The following is a 19,249-nucleotide window of genomic DNA, read 5'->3' on the forward strand; positions in this document are numbered from 1 at the left end:
CTTTGAAACTTTCCATAGGACGTGCAATGCAACTTGGCTCTTTGCGCCAGCTCACCGTTGTGAGTTTTATTTTAGTATTAGTCCCTTTACTAATGCTCCTAACCTACAGCCAATTTACCTTGAGTAAAATGGGTAAAATAGCCAATTCCGAGGCGCAGTACTCTGTCTCAGTTGTCAGGCGACTGAGTAAAATGGAAGGCTTGTCTGTCGATATCGAACGTTTATTTAAGCAATACAATGTATTACACAATGAGGCCTTAAAGAATTTGGCGGATAAGTCCATAGAGCGCTTTGTTGAGCTGCAGTCCATGATTTGTAAAGAGCTGAATGAACAGCAGAGCTGTCATCATCTATCTGAACGGTTAGGGTGGTTGGCGTTGTATGCGGGTGATCAAGACCAGCTATTGCTTGATGCCCAGTTAGCCGAGTTCAAAGCAAACCTAGGCGATTTGTCCGATCAAATTGAATCAATGCTTGATGTTCGAATTTTAGCTCAGCAGGACTATGTTAACTCTGTATTACAAATTCAAGTTTGGCTCACCGTGCTGTTAGTTGGTGTTTCTTTAGTGCTGATTATATTTGGCACAAAAGTCATTATTAACCCGGTCGAAAAGTTAGAGCTAGTGATTCGCGCTATCTCACGCCAGGAGGACGAGCTGCCACCTGTTTCTAAATCGGGACCAAAAGAGCTGATTGTTCTTGAACAAAAATTACATGAGCTCTCTTCTCGCTTAGTGCAATTAGAGCATTTACGGCACGCTTTGCTCAGGCATGCCTCCCATGAGTTAAAAACACCTTTAGCGAGCATAAAAGAGGGGTGTTCATTGCTTAGTGAACAAGTGGTAGGGCCATTGAATGAGCAGCAAACAGAAGTGGTTTCTTTGCTAAATAGTAGTACGGAAAGGCTTAATTTATTAATTGTTCAGCTACTTGATTACAATTTATTATTGCAACAAGCCAAACCCATTGTTGAATCGATAGATTCACAATTTTTATTCAAAGAATTTATTACTGATAATTCTCTCGCTATTCAGCAGAATAATAATTCGCTTGAACTTTCTATTGAACTAGACGTCATTTATGCTGATGTGCATTTGATTAGAAGAATTTTAGACAATTTGCTATCTAATGCGCTCGCACATGGCAGTAAAGGCCGTCCTATTTCCATTCGTTTATATAGGCACGAAACAGTCCAAGTTTTAGAAGTCGCAAACCGAGGGCAGAGAGTACCACTTGAAATGCGCCAGTCTTTATTTCAACCATTCAGTCGAGGAAATACTAAACGTAATGACCGCGTAGTGGGCTCGGGCCTAGGTTTGTCTATTGTTGCAGATTGTGCCCGTATGATGCATGGTAAAGCGGAAATTATTGATATCGAGCAAGCTGATTTTTGCATCAGAGTCAGCATTCCTTTGGATGGAGAAAGTGTATGACAAAGCGCTTAAGTTTTGTGTTTGTCGTTGTATTTGGACTTAGCGCCTGCGAATTATTGCCCCATAAACAGCCCACCGAAAACGAGCATAATCAGGTAAACGGCGAGGCAGAAAACCAAGAGCTTTTGTCGTTTTGTGTGGCTCGCGCTGAAACGTCTCAAATTGAGCATAATTGTAATATTCCATTTTGGCTCAATTATAGAAGCGAACTCGAAACGTTAACGTGGTTGCAACGAAAAGCGGAAATAGAGCGCCTTGATGCTGCTCCAAACTCATTGTTAAAAAAGATTCTTCTCAGTCAAGGTAAAGAGACGCCCTATAACGATAGACTCAGAGCTCAACGCTGGATAGAGATTTTGTTACCTGAACTATCAGAGGAAATGCAGCAGTTTGTAAAAGTAATGGTCTACCAACCGAGCCAAGATTTACTTGAGTTGGAGTCCGCCTTAGTGACCTTAGGTCGAGTGAATAGTAATTTGTCACAAGCCAACGAAGAACAAAAACTAATGATTGAAAAACAGAAAAATCAAATAGAGCAATTATTGAAAATAGAAGCATCAATTATGGCTAACGACAATGGAGACCAGCTATGAGCCAGCAAGAAATAGTACAACCTAGTGTTTTATTGGTTGATGATGATGAAAGTTTGTTGCGACTCATGGCCATTCGCTTACGCGGTGAAGGATATGCGGTAACAAGTGCTGAAAGTGGAAAGGATGCATTAAGGCTATTAAATACCCAAAATGTTGATGTGGTGCTCAGCGATTTGCGCATGCCTGGCCTTGACGGCCTTAGTTTGTTTGAAGAAATTATGTCAATTGGTAAAGACATACCGGTCATTTTGATGACGGCGCATGGCACCATTCAAGATGCTGTTGAAGCAACTCAACGCGGAGTCTTTGGCTTTTTAACTAAGCCGATTGATCACGATGAACTCAGAGCGTTATTAAACAAAGCAGTGAGCCAAACTCAAACCTTACAAAAAGGTAAATGGTGCGAACAAATCATCACCCGTTCGTTGCAAATGGAGCAGTTGCTAGATCAAGCGTATCGTGTCGCGCAAAGAGACGTTAGCGTACTAATTAGCGGCGCCAGTGGCACAGGTAAAGAATTACTAGCTAATGCCATTCACAAAGCCAGCAAACGAGCCAACAAACCTTTTGTGGCTATAAACTGCGGTGCCTTGCCTGAAAATCTTCTTGAAAGTGAATTATTTGGCCATGCTAAAGGCTCGTTTACTGGTGCGGTTAACGAGCACCAAGGATTGTTTAAAGAAGCCGATGGCGGCACCTTATTTTTAGATGAAATAGGTGATATGCCAATTTCTTTGCAAGTTAAATTACTTCGAGCCTTGCAAGAACAAATGATAAGGCCTGTTGGTAGCAGTAAGCAAATTCCTATTAATGTTAGAGTAATCTCTGCTACCCACCGTAATCTCAATACCGAGATGGAAGAGGGGAACTTTAGAGAGGATCTGTATTATCGTCTAAATGTGGTCAATATAACCCTGCCCAGTTTGCGGGAGCGCTCTGAAGATATTCCTCTACTTGCTCGCTATTTACTGAAACAAAGCGCAGAGCGTCATGAGGTTAAGGTCAGCCGGTTTTCTGATGATGCCATGCAGTTATTAACTACATGTTTGTGGCCTGGCAATGTTAGACAACTGGTTAACGTGGTTGAACAATGTGTAGCGTTAACGCAAACGTCAGTAATTGCCTCACACCTAGTAGAGCAAGCACTTTCTGCATCTGAGCAAAAATGGCCAACGCTAACTGAAGCCAGAGATGCCTTTGAGCAGCAGTACTTACTTAAATTGCTGAAAATGACTGATGGAAATGTTACTCGGGCCGCAGAATTAGCAGGCCGTAATAGAACAGACATGCACAAATTGATGAAAAAGCATGATTTGCACTCTGGGGATTTTAAGCGTGACTGATAACTCAGATTATCTGTACAATTAATTGAAATCACTGGTTTTTAACCATAACTTGCATACAATATCGGCCTTTTGCGATTCAGGAATAAAAACGAGTCATGCGAATAGCTTTAGGTGTGGAGTACGATGGCGGTGCTTTTTATGGTTGGCAGCGCCAACAAACTGTTCTCACTGTTCAACAGTTAGTGGAAGAGGGGCTTAGCAAAATAGCCAATCATCCGGTCAAGGTCACGTGTGCGGGGCGCACCGATGCAGGTGTGCATGCCACCGGCCAAGTGATCCATTTTGATACTGACAGTGTGCGTCATCGCAGTGCTTGGACAATTGGTATAAATGGTTTTTTGCCAGAAACTATCAGTATTCGATGGTTTAAAGTCACCTCTGATGATTTTCATGCTCGTTTTTCTGCCACTGCTCGTCGTTACCGTTACATCATCCATAATTCCACCTTACGCAGTGCTATTTTGGCGCGTGGCGTGACCACGCATTTTGCACCTCTTGATCATGAATTGATGCACGAAGCCGCACAATATTTGGTTGGAAAACAGGACTTTAGTGCATTTAGGGCGGTAAACTGTCAAGCAAACACGCCAGTCAGAAGTGTCTCTCATATTACTGTTTCTCGGCTTGGTGACTATGTTATGATTGATGTCCAAGCCAATGCGTTTTTGCATCATATGGTTAGAAATATTACAGGTTCGTTGTTACTTATTGGCAGCGGCGAAAAACCCGTTGATTGGTTGAAAACATTACTTGAAGAAAAAGATCGTACCAAGGCCGGTGCTACGGCTAAACCTAATGGTTTATATCTGGTTGATGTGAGTTATCCCGAAACCTTTGATTTGCCTCGAAAACCCTTAGGGCCATTGTTTTTAGCGGACTAACTTCTTAGACCAGTTTTATTTTCGTAAAGGTACGATGTTGTGTTTTAATGATGGGCAATAAAGGCCAGTAGTCTTAAACAAATTAAACCATTACCCAAGCTAATTGTCTTAAGTAGGCGATTAGTCAATTAGGATTCAGATATGAGTTGGATAGATAGAGTATTAACCCGCAACAAGTCAACCACAAAAAGTAACGTACCAGAAGGTGTATGGACTAAATGTGGTGAATGTGATGCTGTGTTATATAAGTCTGAATTAGAAAAACAGCTCGGTGTGTGCCCCAAGTGTAATCATCATATGCGTATTACGGCACGTGCTCGCATCAACAGTTTTCTAGATCAAAGTGATCGCACAGAGCTTGGTGCTAATTTAGAGCCTCAAGATCTCCTGAAATTTAAAGATTCAAAACGTTATAAAGAACGTTTAGCTGCAGCGCAAAAAGCCACTAATGAAAAAGACGCTTTAGTCGTCATGCAAGGTAAGTTGAAGGGTATGCCGGTAGTAACCGCTGCTTTTGAGTTTGCTTTTATGGGCGGCTCTATGGCTTCGGTTGTTGGTGCACGTTTTGTAGTAGCGGTTGAGGCCTGTTTAAAACACAATATGCCTTTAGTGTGTTTTTCCACCAGTGGTGGTGCACGTATGCAAGAAGCGTTATTGTCATTAATGCAAATGGCCAAAACTAGCGCTGCCTTGGCAAAGATGAGCGAACAAGGCTTGCCTTATATTTCAGTTCTAACAGACCCAACTATGGGTGGTGTGTCAGCCAGTTTAGCGATGTTAGGTGACATCAACGTCGCAGAGCCAAAAGCCTTAATCGGTTTCGCAGGCCCCCGCGTTATTGAACAAACAGTGCGCGAAACGCTGCCTGAAGGGTTTCAACGCAGTGAATTTTTATTAGAAAAAGGTGCGATCGATTTGATAGTTGATCGTCGTGAAATGCGTGATAGATTACACGGAATATTGTCTAAGCTTCATCATCAACATCACTAATGCACAAAAACTCTCTACAAAAGGCTGCTGATCAAGCAGCCTGGTCCATTGAACAATGGCTTGTTTATCTCAGCGAAATTCATCCTAAGAATATTGAAATGGGACTCGAAAGAGTCGCGTTAGTATTTAAACGTATGGAGCTTGATTTTAGCCATAAAACAGTTATCACTGTGGCAGGAACAAATGGCAAGGGCACGACCTGTGCGATGATTGAACAGGCCTTATTGCTGCAAAAAAAACGTGTTGCGGTGTTTAGTTCTCCCCACTTAATAGATTATCGTGAACGGCTTAGAGTGCAGGGAAAGATGTTAACACCTGAGGCTCACTGCGCAGCCTTTGCTGCAATCGAACATGCCAGAGGCGATACTTCGTTAACCTATTTTGAGTTTGGTACACTCCAAGCGCTCTATCTGATGGCCCAGAGTGATTGTGATTATTTATTATTAGAAGTGGGCTTAGGTGGCCGTTTAGACGCGGTGAATATTATTGATGCAAATATCGCTATCATCACAAGTATCGATTTAGATCACCAAGAGTGGTTGGGCACAACCCGAGAGGCTATTGCGGTGGAAAAAGCCGGTATCTTTCGTCCAAATATTCCTGTGATCATTGGCGAACCGAGTCCGCCCAATAGCCTTATTAAGGCAGCCGCTGAGCTTAATGTAAAAGCCGCGTGGCAAGGCCAAGGTTTTTCTTTTGTTTCTACACCGACGAGCTTTACTTGGAAAAATGACCAGTACCATTTTGAGAATTTGCCGGTGCCCTTCATACCAGCACAAAATGCGTCTACGGCACTGCAAGCGCTGAGCATCATCGGTGTGACTTTAAGCCAAAATTTTATTGAGCAGGTATTTGCTCAGACTCGGCTTAGTGGGCGTCGTCAAATTTTACAAATCAATCCGACCATCATGCTTGATGTTGCGCATAATCCCCATGCTACCAGGCTGTTAGCCAATGACATTGCAGCTTTATCTCATCAACGTGTTATTGCCGTTGTGGCTATGTTAGGGGATAAAGATATTGCAAAAAGTCTTGAACCACTCATAGAAGTAGTAGATGAATGGTATTGTGCTTCTTTGACTGTTCCAAGAGGTGCGCCAGCCGCCAAAATAGTTTCGGTGTTAAGCCAAGCCAATTTGGTGTTAGACTTTGCGTCAGTGGCGAGTGCCTTTGAGGCAGCATGCAAAAACGCTCAAAAGGAAGATTTTATCGTGGTGTTTGGTTCATTTTATACCGTGGCAGAGGTGTTAACCTTGGTTGAGGAAAATTAAGGTGTCTTCTGCCTTACAAAATAGATTGGTTGGCACGGTTATTCTAGTGGCAATCGCGGTCATATTTTTACCGGATTTATTAGACGGTAAAAAAGAGTCCAAGCAAGATTTGTTTGTTGAATTGCCAACCAAACCCAGTATTAAAAAAGTGCTTGCACCTGAATCTTTCGATACGCAAAAAGTGCAATTAAGCGCATCACGTCAAATTGAAATCATCAATGAATCTGCGGTGGATGAGCCAGAAGTGTCTTCCAGTCCTGTGGAAATTCAACAGCAAGTTAGCCCTAAAGAAGCTGAAATTACTGGCCTTTCAGATGAGTCCAGTTCCTTGGCAAAAGAAACCGTGGTTGATAATGAGCAACCTAAATCCTTAGCCAGTGCAGGCTGGGTGGTTCAATTAGGTAGCTTTAGACACCAAAAAAATGTCCGTGAATTACTGACCAAATTAGAACAAAGCGGTTATCGTGCTTTTAGTCGTCCAGTGCAAACAAGCTCAGGTTTGTTAACCAAAGTGTTTGTGGGCCCGGAGTTGCAAAAAGATAAACTCGAGAAAGTGCTTCCTCACCTAAAAGAAATTACTGCCTTACAAGGCCGGGTAACGCCATTTACTGTTCAATAAACGAGTATTAGAAATCGCTGTTTTTAAAAAATTGACATAAAAATAAGCAAGATTTTGACCTGTCCATTTGATAGAATGCGCGCGATTTTAGCCCTTTGGTCGATAAGTCATCGAACCATAGCCTCAAGAGCTTAGAAATACGAATCTTATGAATTGGATAGACTTCGCCATTTTAGGTGTGATTTTAATCTCCACCGTCATTAGCTTGATCCGCGGTTTTATCAAAGAAGCCATTTCTTTAGCGATTTGGTTCAGTGCATTTTTTATTGCAAGCCAATTTTACGCTGACTTAGCGTTATACCTTACCCATTTTTCTGACCCCATGATACGTAACGGAGTCGCTATTGCTATTTTGTTCATTGTGACGCTTGTCTTGGGCGGCTTAATTAATTATTTGATTGCTCAACTGGTACAGTTTACTGGTTTGAGTGGAACAGACCGAGCATTAGGTGCCATATTTGGCGCGCTTCGAGGCGTGCTTATTGTGAGTGCTTTGTTATTTTTTCTAGATACATTTACACCGTCAGCAAGTTCAGATTGGTGGCAAACTTCTATACTTGTACCTGAGTTTAGTTTAATCATTGAGTGGTTTTTCGAATATTTGCAAGGCAACTCAAGTTTTATAAAATCCGTTTAAAAAAGGTAATCTGCATGTGTGGTATTGTCGGAATTGTTGGTAAAAGCCCAGTTAACCAAGCGCTTTATGATGGCTTAACTGTATTGCAACATAGAGGTCAAGATGCCGCTGGTATTGTGACGGTGGATGAGGGACGGTTTAATTTACGTAAAGATAATGGGCTAGTTAAAGACGTTTTCCATACCCGCCACATGCTGAAGTTAACAGGGCAACTAGGAATCGGTCATGTTCGTTACCCTACTGCAGGCAGCTCTAGCTCCGCTGAAGCTCAACCATTTTATGTCAATTCACCATTCGGCATTGCTTTTGCCCATAATGGTAATTTGACTAACGCTCACGAACTTTTTGACGAAGTGACAAAAGTGTCTAGACGCCACATTAATACCACTTCTGACTCTGAATTATTGCTCAATATTATTGCTCACGAGTTACAAAATACCACCGGTTTGGTGCTTACCCCAGAAGATGTGTTTAAAGCGGTTGCTGCGGTGCATAAAAAAATTCGCGGTGCCTACGCGGTGGTGGCCGCCATCATTGGTAATGGTATGTTAGCTTTTCGGGACCCCTTTGGTATTCGTCCACTGGCTTTAGGTAAACGCAAAACAGAATTTGGCGATGAATATATGGTCGCCTCAGAAAGTGTTGCCCTAGATGCCGTTGGGTTTACGTTTATCCGTGATGTTGCACCTGGAGAAGCCATTTACATTACTGAAGCGGGCGAACTACACACGCAGCAATGTGCGACCAACCCAATTAACTCACCTTGCATCTTTGAGTTTGTTTATTTTGCCCGCCCTGACTCTTTTATTGATGGTATTTCTGTTTATGCTTCACGGGTTAATATGGGCCGTAAACTGGGTAAAAAGATCGCAAAAGAATGGGCTGAACTCGATATCGACGTGGTAATACCGATCCCAGAAACGTCCACTGATGTAGCCTTGCAAATTGCCATAGAGTTAAATAAACCGTATCGACAGGGGTTTGTGAAAAACCGTTACATTGGCCGAACCTTTATCATGCCGGGTCAAACCATGCGCCGAAAGTCAGTGCGTCGCAAACTCAACGCAATTTCATCAGAATTTAAAGATAAAAATGTGTTGCTGGTGGATGACTCTATTGTGAGAGGAACAACCTCTGAGCAAATCATTGAAATGGCGCGCGAATCTGGTGCTAAAAAAGTGTATTTTGCCTCTGCCGCACCTGAAATTCGCTTCCCCAATGTATACGGCATTGATATGCCTTCGGCCAATGAGCTGATTGCTTATGGGCGCGAAATTGATGAAGTCAGTGAGCTTATCCGTGCTGATGGCTTGATCTTCCAAGATATCCAAGATTTGGTTGACGCCGTGAGCGAGCTTAATCCGCAAATTACCCGTTTTGAAACCTCTGTGTTTGATGGCAAGTATATTACCGGTGACGTGAATCAAGCTTATTTAGAGCGAATTGATACACAGCGAAATGAAGGGGCCAAAACCTCTGGATTGCAAACCGAATTAAGTAATTTAGAAATGCACAATATGACTAACGTCTAAGCTCGTTATTAATTCAAATACCAAAAGGCCGCTTAAACAGCGGCCTTTTGGCTTGTTAGGATGGTAGAGACTCAATGCATATACACAGGACCCATGCCGGCGCTCCACAGTATCACCGAGGCTGCCATTAAGATTGCGAGAAGAACTAGTCCGCAGGTCACCACTGAACTGGCGTAAATAAAGCCTTTTTCTTCAGGAATGTGCATCAATATGGGGGTGCCAGAATAGAGCAAATAAATAGAGTAGGTGAGTCCAACTAAGCCAATTGCCATCACAAACCATAATACGGGATAGAAAGACGCAAAACCCACCATAAACAGTGGTGTTGCAGTATAGGCAGCAAGCTCTAAAGACTGGGTGTAAGTAGGAGTGGCATCAAATGCCTTTGCTAATTCGTGGATTAAAATAGCAAGCGCGACAACGCCAACCATTAATCCAAAATACATGCCTATACTCATTAACATTGCGCTTTGATGAGTCAGTTTGATAATGTCGCCAACACCAATACTCCAACCAAGGTGTGCCGCTGAGTAATAGCTGGTTAAGGTTGGTATCAAGGAAATGATGGCGATATGACTCAAACTATAAAAAAAGCTTTCGTGACGTTTATCTATGGTATGCCATTCTTCTTTTGGGTGGGTATACAGACCCCAAAGGTGGTTTAATATCATTTATATCTACTCCTGATGTCGTAAAAATCGCAAAAGAACCAATAGTTTACTTGTTGTTAACAATATTTTAACAGTAGTTTGTTTTAGCTTGATTAAACAGTCAACAGTTTTGTTTGAAATTTAACCCATCGGTGTCACTCACTTCGTCATTCAATGAGTAGCCAGTAGTCAATAGATGAATGGTAGATAACGACTTTTGTCTGATTCAGAGATGGGAAAGGCAATGGCGACTCAGGGGAGAGCCGGCAGATAACTGATTAAGGTAAAAAATGGAGCATACTTATTATTGTAAGCGGAGCACCCTTGGTACTTAGATAAGTTTGACCCTATAAAAATTAATAAATTGTGTTTATTTGTGGCTAAATCCAGTGTGCTTTAAGATTTGGTTACCGCTTATTTGTCGTACTCTTTCAAATACTTATTCAAAAAATAACGTTCTACAACTAGATTTAATTAGGGTATTAAAAACTGGCGTGCGCTTTTGATCTTACTTTCCTGATATCAAAGTTAAGCTAATTTGCTTCTATTAAATAGCAGATAGTTTTATCTCCAATTTAGTTGTTACTCTTTCAATTAACAATGGCACTGATTTCTTTGATTAGTGTAATCCAATGGATTATTATTTTTTACATGCTTCCAACGATTACCAGACTAGCCGACTAGGGTAAACGAGCAGAATCTTCATGAAGTGAACCAGAGTATAAATATTGAATTGAATACCTTAAGAAATTCCGAAATTGGGAGATTGAATGGAAGGGACATAAGGTGTTCGTAAAATACGTAGGAGGAGAGGAAGCAAAGGCAAAAGAGGTGGTATTAGAGTGAGATATTATTACCATGATGACCGCAGCCCTTTGTATCTTTTGACCATGTTCGGAAAGAACGAACCTGAAAATTTTTCAAAAAGCTAATAGAAATGCTCATGGCAGATTGGTTGAAATTATTGTTAAGACAGTACTGGAGAATAGTAATGACTCGCGCATTCGAAAGTATAGCTCAGGGACTTCAAGAGGCTATTGAACTTAAGGGTGGAAAACAGGTTGCGCAGAGGACTCAAAAGCCACCTCATGTTGATGTTGCAGCGATACGCCATAGGCTGGGCTTAACTCAAGTGGAGTTTGCTTCAAAATTTTGTATTAGCGTTGCGACACTCCGTCATTGGGAAAGAGGTGACCGAAATCCCCAAGGTCCCGCTTTGACCCTTTTAAATGTTGTGGCCAAAGAGCCTCAAGCGGTAATGCGAGCTCTGGGTTAGTTGAAAAATAATGATAGTTTTGTCGTGATTTATTCTCACGACTTAAGATTAAAAATGGAAATAATTGATTAAATAATGAGCATAGAAAAACTTTTACAACCAATAAATTCCTTCCTTCAATGCCCAACGCCGCAAAGCTGGATAGATGAGGCCATTAAACCTGAAAATCTCACTGATTTATTAATTGATCATTGTAATTGTGAACTTAAAGCCGCGCAGACAGCCTTGTTCTTAATTCGTCGGTATGCGGTTGATAAGAGCAATGGCGAGGCTTTGTTGGCTTGGTTAAAACCCTATGAAGACTTTGTTTATCGACGTGATTTTGAAGGCAGTTTTACTGGCAAACATTCTGGATTGTCAAAAGCGATTAAAGCCCGTGACGATGTGAGCTTTGGTGCAGATTTAGTGGATAAAATGGTGTTACTGATAAAAGAAGAGTTGCATCATTTTCAGCAGGTGTTAGATATTATGACGGCTAGGGGGATTGAATACACGAATGTTAGGGCAGGGCGATACGCGAAAGGAATGATGAAGCATGTACGTACCCATGAGCCAGCGGCATTAATTGATAAATTAATTTGTGGAGCATACATAGAAGCCCGTTCTTGCGAACGTTTTGCTAAATTAGCGCCCTATTTGGATGATGAACTAAACAAATTTTATGTGTCTTTACTACGCTCTGAAGCTCGGCATTTTCAAGATTATTTAGACTTAGCAGATAGAATTTCCGGCCAAGATATTAGTGAGCGAGTTACGTTTTTTGGCTCCATAGAAACTCAGCTGATTGAAGATCCCGACGATGCATTTCGATTTCACAGTGGCGCACCCATGCCACTTATTGCTGCTACATAAACCTTATCAATTGTACACTTTCAATCGTGCTGTTGATGGTCGATATTAAGGCTTAATAGGCAGCGCGATAAATTTGATTATCTTTTAAACTGACTTTCGTTTTACTCCACATGGCGTCTGCAGGAATGTAGTCTGTGGCGGCCGCTACTACTTTGTTTGATGGCACCTCGATCAGCCTCAAGTTTACCATAGTGCTCTCTTCCATTGCGGTATAGGTGCCGGTTAGAAAATAGTCTGCATTCACTTGCGAGTTTAACGTTTCAATGTCTCTACTTAACATCACGTCATGTTGACTGCCAATTTTAATCGAGGGCATGGTTTTGTATTCAATTACACTTAATCCTGCTTGTGTGACCAAAGTGAGCAGGCTCTCTTGTATTTGCAGGCCAAATTGTGGGTCAGCTGGCAGATTATTTCCGCTTTTTAAGGTAGAAGGTAAAATTGTGCCGACAGCAATGGATTTTTTCTGATCAATATTATTGGACGTTGCCAACAGTTGCCGAGTGAGTTGCTCTACGTAAAAGTGCATAAATTGCGGCTTAGGCGTGTTTGAGTCTTGTTGTTGACCTTGGTTTGAACCGGTTTCGGCACCATCAAAACGTAAATTTGAACAGCCTTGCAAGAGTGATGCAGCGATGAATAGTAAGAGAAAGTTTTGCATTAGTGGTGTTACTCAACAAAAAAGCCATGAATGTTTTTCTATAGCAATATGCGTGCGAGATTTATCTAAGCGTCATAATAATCAGATGTTATCTGAAATTTATTTACTTCAAAGGTTTTCTTAACCTTCAAGTGAGTCTAATTGGTAGAAAGCATGCATATTGTACGTTTTTACAAACCGTGGCAAAAAGCCCTAGATAAAACCCTCGTGCTAGAGGAGGCATCTTAATTATTTAGGCTCTACCTCGCGCTATAACAAGCTGATTGGTTTTAATATAATATAATAGAGGAGTGGTTTGGTGACGGTGAGTACGGTGTGGGTTTACCTCTTCCAACTTTAATGGCGTTAAGTTTGCGGCTTGTTACTCCATTATGCTGCAGTCGTTATTTTTCACTGAGGCGGTCGATAATTCAGTGCCGATTATTTGTTAAGAAAGGATGTGCGGTAGTTTTCCTCCGTAGATATTGAATTTTGTTTGATCGACAGCGTCTTACTTCTCATACTTATTAGTGTAACGCTTAGCTTTATTGGGAGTTTTTATGCAAGCTTTGGATTTATTACTTAACAGAACATCGCAGCCACGATTGCAAAAACCGGCGCCTAATGAGCAAGAACTGCAAAATATTATTCACGCAGCGATGCGCGTGCCAGACCATGCGAGCTTAACGCCTTGGAAGTTTGTAGTGTGTCAAGAGGCTGGTTTAACACGCTTAGGTAATGTATTTGAACAAGCTGCACTTGATGAGCAACTCAGTGAAAAAGAAGTGCTTCGAGCTCCACAATTGCCGCTTAGAGCGCCTATGGTTATCGCTGTCATTGCTCAAATACAAGAACATGAAAAGGTACCGTGGGTCGAACAAGTCGCTTCTGCAAGTTGTGCTGCTTACGCGATGCAGTTAGCGGCTAAAGCACAAGGTTACGACAATGTATGGCGCACGGGTATATATGCGCAAAGTAAAGTCGTGAAAGACGCTTTTGGTTTAAAAGAGCAAGACGAAATCGTTGGTTTTTTATATGTTGGCACCGGTAATGCTGATCCTATCAGTCGACCTTCCAAAAGCAGTTTTGATTTTACTGAGCACTGGAACTGAGCGCGAGCGATACACGATTAAGAAAAAGGCGGACTATCCTGTTGGTTAATCCGCCTTTTTTTTATTCTTCTTCGTCGTCTTGTTCAATGTCTTCGACTTTCGCTCTGGGTTTACGTTTTGGTGGGGTAAGCCCTGCATCAACACCTTGCATAGTATTTACCCGTTTTTGCGCAGGTCTTGCTGCCTTTTTCTGCTCGCTTTGAACTGATTTTTTAGTGGGATCGTGTGGACCTAAAGCGGCTTTGGCTTTAGGCACCCGTGGACCCTTAAATTTAGCGACGAGGCCTTCTATTTCGCTCAATTCAATGCTCTGATTTAACAAGCCTTTAATTTCCACAAAGCTAGACCAATCTTTTGGGCCAATAAACGATACTGCTTGACCTTTGTTACCTGCACGGCCAGTACGACCAACTCGATGCACATATTCATCCGCCAATTTGGGCAAGTCAAAATTCACTACCAGAGAGACATTAAGGAGATCTAAGCCTCTGGAGGCAATATCAGTGGTAACTAGAATGTGTTGTTGGCCACGGCTAAACTCATTCATGATATTGCTGCGTTGTGATTGGCTTAAATCACCGCTTAGCGCGATGCTGTGCATACCTTGCTCGTTTAATAGGCTTGATAAACGTTCGGTATCAGTACGTGTAGCGGTAAAAATGATAATTTGACGATAGGTTTTCTCGGTAATGACTTTGCTCAGCAGTGCTTCTTTATGCCTCACGTTATCGGCAAAGTAGAAACGTTGTTGGATATCGGTATGTTCTTCACCGGACGAGCCAACGCTAATTCTTTGCGGCGCTTTGAGTAGGGTTTGCGTGAGGTGATGTAACTCGGCACTGTCTAAAGTGGCAGAAAACATCATGGTTTGGCGTTTTCTGTGATCGGCTGCTTTGTCGATCAATTTCAATTGAGGAGCAAAACCTAAATCGAGCATGCGATCAGCTTCATCCATTATCAGAAGTTCTAAACCATTTAAATATAAAGACTTGCCGGCAATGTGGTCTGCAATTCGTCCAGCCGTACCCACAATAAAATGCGGGTAGTGTTTTAACGCTTTCACTTGGTCATTAAAATTCTCGCCACCTAAAACCAATGCAGCTCGCAGCGATTGCTTGCCCAGCAAGCCCTTTAATTGCAGAAACACCTGTTTCGCTAGCTCGCGAGTAGGCGCTAAGATTAATACTCTTGGATCTCTGCGACTTAATGCCGGTTTGGTTAATGCGCGGTGAACCGCTGGTAATAAAAACGCTAAGGTTTTGCCTGAGCCTGTTTTAGATGAGGCGATAAGGTCACGGCCCATTAAGCCATAAGGGATAGCAAGTTGTTGGATCTCAGTCGGTTCGGTTAGGCCCTTGAGATCCAATGCTTTTAATAATGAATGGTGCAGCGGTAAGTCAGTAAATTGCAAAAGATCTATCTCTATATCGTCAATATTGCAATTATACTCAGCAAACGCCCCTTAGGGGGAGCTAATTTTACACTTGCATCTCTGGGGTGGTCTCTTTCACTATTAATTTGCCAGCAGTTTTACTAACGATTTCTTCCACTGACACACCAGGTGCTCGTTCAAGTAGATGAAATGCGCCGTCTTTTACCTCTAGTACCGCTAGATCAGTGATAATACGATTAATACAATTAACCCCAGTTAGCGGTAACGTGCAGGCTTCAAGTAATTTCGAATTACCATGTTTATCGGCGTGGGTCATGGTGACAATAATATTGCGCGCACCAGCCACTAGATCCATTGCTCCGCCCATACCTTTAATTAGTTTGCCGGGAATCATCCACGATGCAATATTACCTTGGCTATCGACTTCAAAGGCACCGAGTACGGTCAAGTCAACATGACCGCCACGGATCATGGCAAAACTTTCAGCTGAGCTAAAAATTGACGCGCCCGTGGCTGCAGTGACGGTTTCTTTACCGGCGTTGATCATGTCGGCATCAACTTGCTCTTCTGTGGGGTAGGCCCCCATTCCGAGTAAGCCATTTTCTGACTGTAACATCACCTCAATGCCTTTTGGTACATAGTTAGCTGCCAGAGTAGGGATGCCGATGCCAAGGTTAATGTAGTCTCCATCACAAAATTCTTGGGCGACACGTTTGGCGATTTGTTCTCTATTTAATGCCATTGGATTTACCTCTTTTTACAATGATGAAGAAAGAACTTTGCGTTCAATGCGTTTTTCGAACTGACCCACAATAACGCGGTCAACGTAGATGCCTGGCGTATGAATTTGACTCGGTGATAGTTCACCGGGTTCGACAAGTTCTTCAACTTCCAGTACGGTAATTTTACCCGCTGTGGCAGCCATGGGGTTGAAGTTTTGTGCCGTATGGCGGTAAACACAGTTGCCATAACGGTCGGCCTTCCAAGCTTTAACAATGGCAAAGTCTCCGGTAATCGACTCTTCCATAATGTAGGGGCGGCCGTTAAATTCTCTGACTTCTTTGCCTTCGCTTACGGGGGTGCCGTACCCGGTGGCGGTATAGAAAGCCGGAATACCCGCACCACCTGCTCGCATTTTTTCAGCAAGAGTGCCTTGTGGGGTAAGTTCAACCTCAAGTTCGCCGTTGAGTAATTGCTGTTCAAACAAGGCATTCTCACCTACATAAGATGAAATCATTTTTTTGATTTGTTTTTGTTCAAGTAACAGACCCAAACCAAAACCGTCGACACCACAGTTATTCGATACTACGGTGAGTCCTGTCGTCCCCATGGTTTTTATTTGAGAGATTAAACCTTCAGGAATGCCGCATAGTCCAAAGCCACCGGCGATGATGGTCATGTTATTTTCTAAGCCCGCCATTGCTTCAGCGTATGAGTGAACAACTTTATTAAATCCAGCCATGTCGTGATCCAATTATTAATTTGTTAATACAGTGTAAATGCTAAAAAATAATAGTAAAATTAATTTAATGAGTGAATTGATAAATAAAATCTATTAATAAAATGAATATTTCTAATCGACAACTACAGGCCTTCATTTGTGTTGCTAAGTGTGCAACCTTTGCTGAAGCTGCTGAAAAAATGTTTATTACCCAACCTGCGTTATCAAGCGCGATTAAAAAAATGGAAACTGAACTGGGTGGTACCTTATTTACTCGCACCACCCGCAAGGTTGAACTCAGTCCTGAGGGCGCCGTATTTTTACCTGTTGCATTAAGATTGATGAATGACTGGGAGGAAGCTTTCGCTGACTTGCATACTCTATTTTCGTTGGGGCGAGGTAAATTAGCAATAGCTGCTATGCCGTCTTTTGCAGCCGGACAACTGCCAAAGATACTGCAGCTGTATCAAGTTCAGTTTCCCAATATCAAGTTATCCATAGCGGATATTGTAATGGAATCTGTCTATAAAGAAGTGCGTGAAGGAAGGGTAGAAATTGGCTTTACCTTTGAACACGAGCGCCAAGAAGGCACGATTTTCTTTCCGTTATTTACAGATCATTTTATGGTGATTTTTCCAAGTCAGCATCCTTTATCAAAGCTCGAAAATATTGAGTGGCAAGATATCGTGGCATATCCTTTTGTTGCGATGAATAAAGATTCAGCGATGCGCGGATGGATAGAGCGTCATGTGCAAGAGCTTGGCTTTAATTTAAATGTGGTGGCCGAGGCTGGTCAATTAGCGACATTGGGACAATTTGTTAGCCATGGGCTAGGGGTGTCGGTGGTGCCATGTTTATGTAAACAACAGATGTTAGGCTCAGGTATGCATTCGCTAGAGTTAAAAAATAGTGGTTTGAGTAAACAGGTGGGCATGATTCAATCGAGTCGGCGAAATTTGTCTGCAGCAGGAGAGGCATTTTGGCAATGGGTAATAGACAATATTCAGTCTTTTCACTGAGTCTTATTGCCTACCATTTTTTCTTCTGGGCAAATAATTCATCGAGTTCATTACGCTCAGATTCTTGTTTCTTTTTGACGTCTTTACTATTGGCACTGCGCAATGAATCTTGTATACCACGCAATTGCTCTTCTAATTGGGCTTGACGAGTGATGGTATAATCATCTTGGTTTGGTTGGGCTGCTAAGGCGCCAATGGCTTTTTCTAAACATTGTCTGGCAGAGCCCATTTGATTGTTTTTAATGGCCACATCACCCCGTCTAATCAGAGTATCGACGTTAGCGCGCAACTGTAAACGCTCAAGCAATTTATCTTCTTGCACAAATACACGGCTGTCTACTTTGCCCCGTTTAAATTCTGAACGTAGCACTGCGCGCATATTTTTAATACCACGAATAAACAGTACAACTTGCTTGTCGTTTTGTGGCAATTGAAAAGCGTCATCTGAGGGAGGTGCTTGTTCAACGTTTAAGGCCTTTAAAGTAGCTTCGTAGGATTTAATGCGTTCTTTTATATCCGTGGCGGTGGGCTGTAAATGCTCAATCATTTTAAGACTAAATAAGGTTCGACGCTGCAATATGTAAAGAAGACGCTGAGTCACTGGAATATGCTGAGCTGCCAAAAGCGTCGCTTCAGTGTCATCAACTAAAGACTTATGTTTGGCTAATTCATTGCGTCGTTCAAGCTCGACTTTATTGCGGTGTTGCTGGATTGCATTGACTACAACGGCAATCAAAACCAAGGCAATAATTAAAATGACTATTATAGGGAACACGTATTAATTCTCATTAAGGCTCATGCCTAAATATTGTTATTATCAATAGGTTATCGTAACAACCCTAGGGTAACTTTAGCGTAAATACGCTACCGCCTAATGATCCACCGTTTTCTAAGCTAATAGCGCCTTGCTTTTCATCTTTTGTATGTGCTTGCGCAATTAAGCGGGCAAAGAACAGGCCGAGTCCTGTTCTACCCTGACTAATATCAAAATGTTGCATGGTAATTTCCATCGCTGCCAACATCGATTCAGGATAGCCAGGGCCATCGTCTTCTACAGTAAAAACTAAGCTTTCATTTTCACTGTAAACCCGCAGCAAAATATTGTGCTTACTGTAACGCATTGCATTAATAAGCATGTCGTTAAGCAAGATACAGATTAAATCTGCATCAAAGAACCAAGCCAAATTGTCTGTCTGCTCTACTTTTAAATTAATTTTTTTGTGCTGTAAATAGCTTTCATTGGTTGCCAATATTTCATCAACTATATCTTCTAAATAGTGCTGATCGATATTTACCGGCAAACTGTTTAATCCTGCACGGTAAAGAGATAGAAGCTGAACTAGACCAGTATTCAATCTTGATGCTTCATAATGTGCAGATGCCAGATGATGAGCTGAAGTTTGGTTTTCATGGCCAATTGACTCAGATAAATCTTCAATAGATTGCATAAGCAAGCACAGTGAGTTTTTCATATCATGTACTGCTGAGGCTAGCACTGTGGCGAAATCTATGCTGTTGTCAGTATTTTTCATGGGCAAAATTAATTAATTTTCAGTTCGATGAA

General features: G+C 42.0%; 20 protein-coding genes. 13 read left to right on the top strand and 7 right to left on the bottom strand.

Features of this window, described 5'->3' with window-relative positions; all coding sequences use genetic code 11:
- Positions 1-26: 26 nt before the first annotated feature.
- The 9 genes from ACEN2L_RS17010 (at position 27) to purF (ending at position 9,302) form a co-directional block, all read left to right on the top strand.
- Entirely contained in the window at positions 27-1,433 is a 1,407-nt protein-coding gene (locus ACEN2L_RS17010; RefSeq protein ID WP_306021457.1) for a sensor histidine kinase, read from the top strand.
- Positions 1,430-2,026, top strand: coding sequence for a hypothetical protein (locus ACEN2L_RS17015; RefSeq protein WP_441745322.1), 597 nt, complete (start codon positions 1,430-1,432; stop codon positions 2,024-2,026). The genes ACEN2L_RS17010 and ACEN2L_RS17015 overlap by 4 nt, the downstream gene beginning before the upstream one ends.
- Complete coding sequence (locus tag ACEN2L_RS17020) at positions 2,023-3,369, top strand: sigma 54-interacting transcriptional regulator (RefSeq protein WP_306021455.1); 1,347 nt, start codon at positions 2,023-2,025, stop codon at positions 3,367-3,369. Before ACEN2L_RS17015 ends, ACEN2L_RS17020 begins: the two co-directional genes overlap by 4 nt.
- A 98-nt stretch (positions 3,370-3,467) precedes the next feature.
- Positions 3,468-4,253, top strand: coding sequence for a tRNA pseudouridine(38-40) synthase TruA (truA, locus tag ACEN2L_RS17025; RefSeq protein WP_441745323.1), 786 nt, complete (start codon positions 3,468-3,470; stop codon positions 4,251-4,253).
- 141 nt (positions 4,254-4,394) lie between these two features.
- Positions 4,395-5,243 carry an acetyl-CoA carboxylase, carboxyltransferase subunit beta gene (gene accD, locus ACEN2L_RS17030; RefSeq protein WP_441745324.1) on the top strand — a complete coding sequence of 283 codons (849 nt, stop codon included), beginning with the start codon at positions 4,395-4,397 and terminating at the stop codon, positions 5,241-5,243.
- A complete protein-coding gene (gene folC, locus ACEN2L_RS17035) occupies positions 5,243-6,514 on the top strand; it encodes a bifunctional tetrahydrofolate synthase/dihydrofolate synthase (protein WP_441745325.1) in 1,272 nt (423 codons plus the stop codon). The genes accD and folC overlap by 1 nt, the downstream gene beginning before the upstream one ends.
- Before the next feature lies 1 nt (position 6,515).
- Positions 6,516-7,133 (top strand): SPOR domain-containing protein, encoded by a 618-nt coding sequence (locus ACEN2L_RS17040; protein WP_441745326.1) that lies wholly within the window; start codon positions 6,516-6,518, stop codon positions 7,131-7,133.
- A gap of 148 nt (positions 7,134-7,281) precedes the next feature.
- Positions 7,282-7,770 (top strand): CvpA family protein, encoded by a 489-nt coding sequence (locus ACEN2L_RS17045; RefSeq protein WP_441745327.1) that lies wholly within the window; start codon positions 7,282-7,284, stop codon positions 7,768-7,770.
- A 14-nt stretch (positions 7,771-7,784) separates the two neighbouring features.
- Positions 7,785-9,302 carry an amidophosphoribosyltransferase gene (purF, locus tag ACEN2L_RS17050; protein ID WP_306021449.1) on the top strand — a complete coding sequence of 506 codons (1,518 nt, stop codon included), beginning with the start codon at positions 7,785-7,787 and terminating at the stop codon, positions 9,300-9,302.
- Between the two features lie 71 nt (positions 9,303-9,373).
- On the opposite strand, the gene ACEN2L_RS17055 is transcribed toward purF, so the two are convergent.
- Complete coding sequence (locus ACEN2L_RS17055) at positions 9,374-9,973, bottom strand: Yip1 family protein (RefSeq protein ID WP_306021448.1); 600 nt, start codon at positions 9,971-9,973, stop codon at positions 9,374-9,376.
- Between the two features lie 970 nt (positions 9,974-10,943).
- Here ACEN2L_RS17055 and ACEN2L_RS17060 point away from each other — a divergent pair.
- A complete protein-coding gene (locus ACEN2L_RS17060) occupies positions 10,944-11,228 on the top strand; it encodes a helix-turn-helix domain-containing protein (protein ID WP_306021447.1) in 285 nt (94 codons plus the stop codon).
- Positions 11,229-11,303: 75 nt separating this feature from the next.
- On the top strand, positions 11,304-12,080 hold the full coding sequence (gene miaE / locus ACEN2L_RS17065) for a tRNA isopentenyl-2-thiomethyl-A-37 hydroxylase MiaE (protein WP_441745328.1): 777 nt from the start codon (positions 11,304-11,306) through the stop codon (positions 12,078-12,080).
- Positions 12,081-12,132: 52 nt separating this feature from the next.
- On the opposite strand, the gene ACEN2L_RS17070 is transcribed toward miaE, so the two are convergent.
- On the bottom strand, positions 12,133-12,741 hold the full coding sequence (locus tag ACEN2L_RS17070) for a FlgO family outer membrane protein (protein ID WP_441745329.1): 609 nt from the start codon (positions 12,739-12,741) through the stop codon (positions 12,133-12,135).
- A gap of 539 nt (positions 12,742-13,280) precedes the next feature.
- Between ACEN2L_RS17070 and ACEN2L_RS17075 the strand changes: the two genes are divergently transcribed.
- On the top strand, positions 13,281-13,832 hold the full coding sequence (locus ACEN2L_RS17075; RefSeq protein ID WP_441745330.1) for an NAD(P)H nitroreductase: 552 nt from the start codon (positions 13,281-13,283) through the stop codon (positions 13,830-13,832).
- Positions 13,833-13,893: 61 nt separating this feature from the next.
- Here the strand turns inward: ACEN2L_RS17075 and ACEN2L_RS17080 are convergent, their stop codons facing one another.
- From ACEN2L_RS17080 to ACEN2L_RS17090, 3 genes are all read right to left on the bottom strand, one after another.
- Positions 13,894-15,243, bottom strand: a complete 1,350-nt coding sequence (locus tag ACEN2L_RS17080; RefSeq protein WP_306021761.1) for a DEAD/DEAH box helicase — start codon at positions 15,241-15,243, stop codon at positions 13,894-13,896.
- Between the two features lie 67 nt (positions 15,244-15,310).
- Positions 15,311-15,967 carry a CoA transferase subunit B gene (locus ACEN2L_RS17085; protein WP_306021762.1) on the bottom strand — a complete coding sequence of 219 codons (657 nt, stop codon included), beginning with the start codon at positions 15,965-15,967 and terminating at the stop codon, positions 15,311-15,313.
- A gap of 15 nt (positions 15,968-15,982) precedes the next feature.
- Positions 15,983-16,687, bottom strand: coding sequence for a CoA transferase subunit A (locus tag ACEN2L_RS17090; protein ID WP_441745331.1), 705 nt, complete (start codon positions 16,685-16,687; stop codon positions 15,983-15,985).
- Positions 16,688-16,788: 101 nt separating this feature from the next.
- Between ACEN2L_RS17090 and ACEN2L_RS17095 the strand changes: the two genes are divergently transcribed.
- Positions 16,789-17,685: a LysR family transcriptional regulator gene (locus ACEN2L_RS17095; protein ID WP_441745332.1), complete on the top strand. Its 897-nt coding sequence runs from the start codon at positions 16,789-16,791 to the stop codon at positions 17,683-17,685.
- A 10-nt stretch (positions 17,686-17,695) separates the two neighbouring features.
- Here the strand turns inward: ACEN2L_RS17095 and ACEN2L_RS17100 are convergent, their stop codons facing one another.
- Positions 17,696-18,460: a hypothetical protein gene (locus tag ACEN2L_RS17100; protein WP_306021765.1), complete on the bottom strand. Its 765-nt coding sequence runs from the start codon at positions 18,458-18,460 to the stop codon at positions 17,696-17,698.
- A gap of 64 nt (positions 18,461-18,524) precedes the next feature.
- Entirely contained in the window at positions 18,525-19,157 is a 633-nt protein-coding gene (locus tag ACEN2L_RS17105; protein ID WP_441745333.1) for a sensor histidine kinase, read from the bottom strand.
- Positions 19,158-19,249 lie beyond the last annotated feature (92 nt).

Source organism: Flavobacterium sp. W21_SRS_FM6, from assembly GCF_052119645.1.
Classification (GTDB): Bacteria; Pseudomonadota; Gammaproteobacteria; order Enterobacterales; family Alteromonadaceae; genus Paraglaciecola.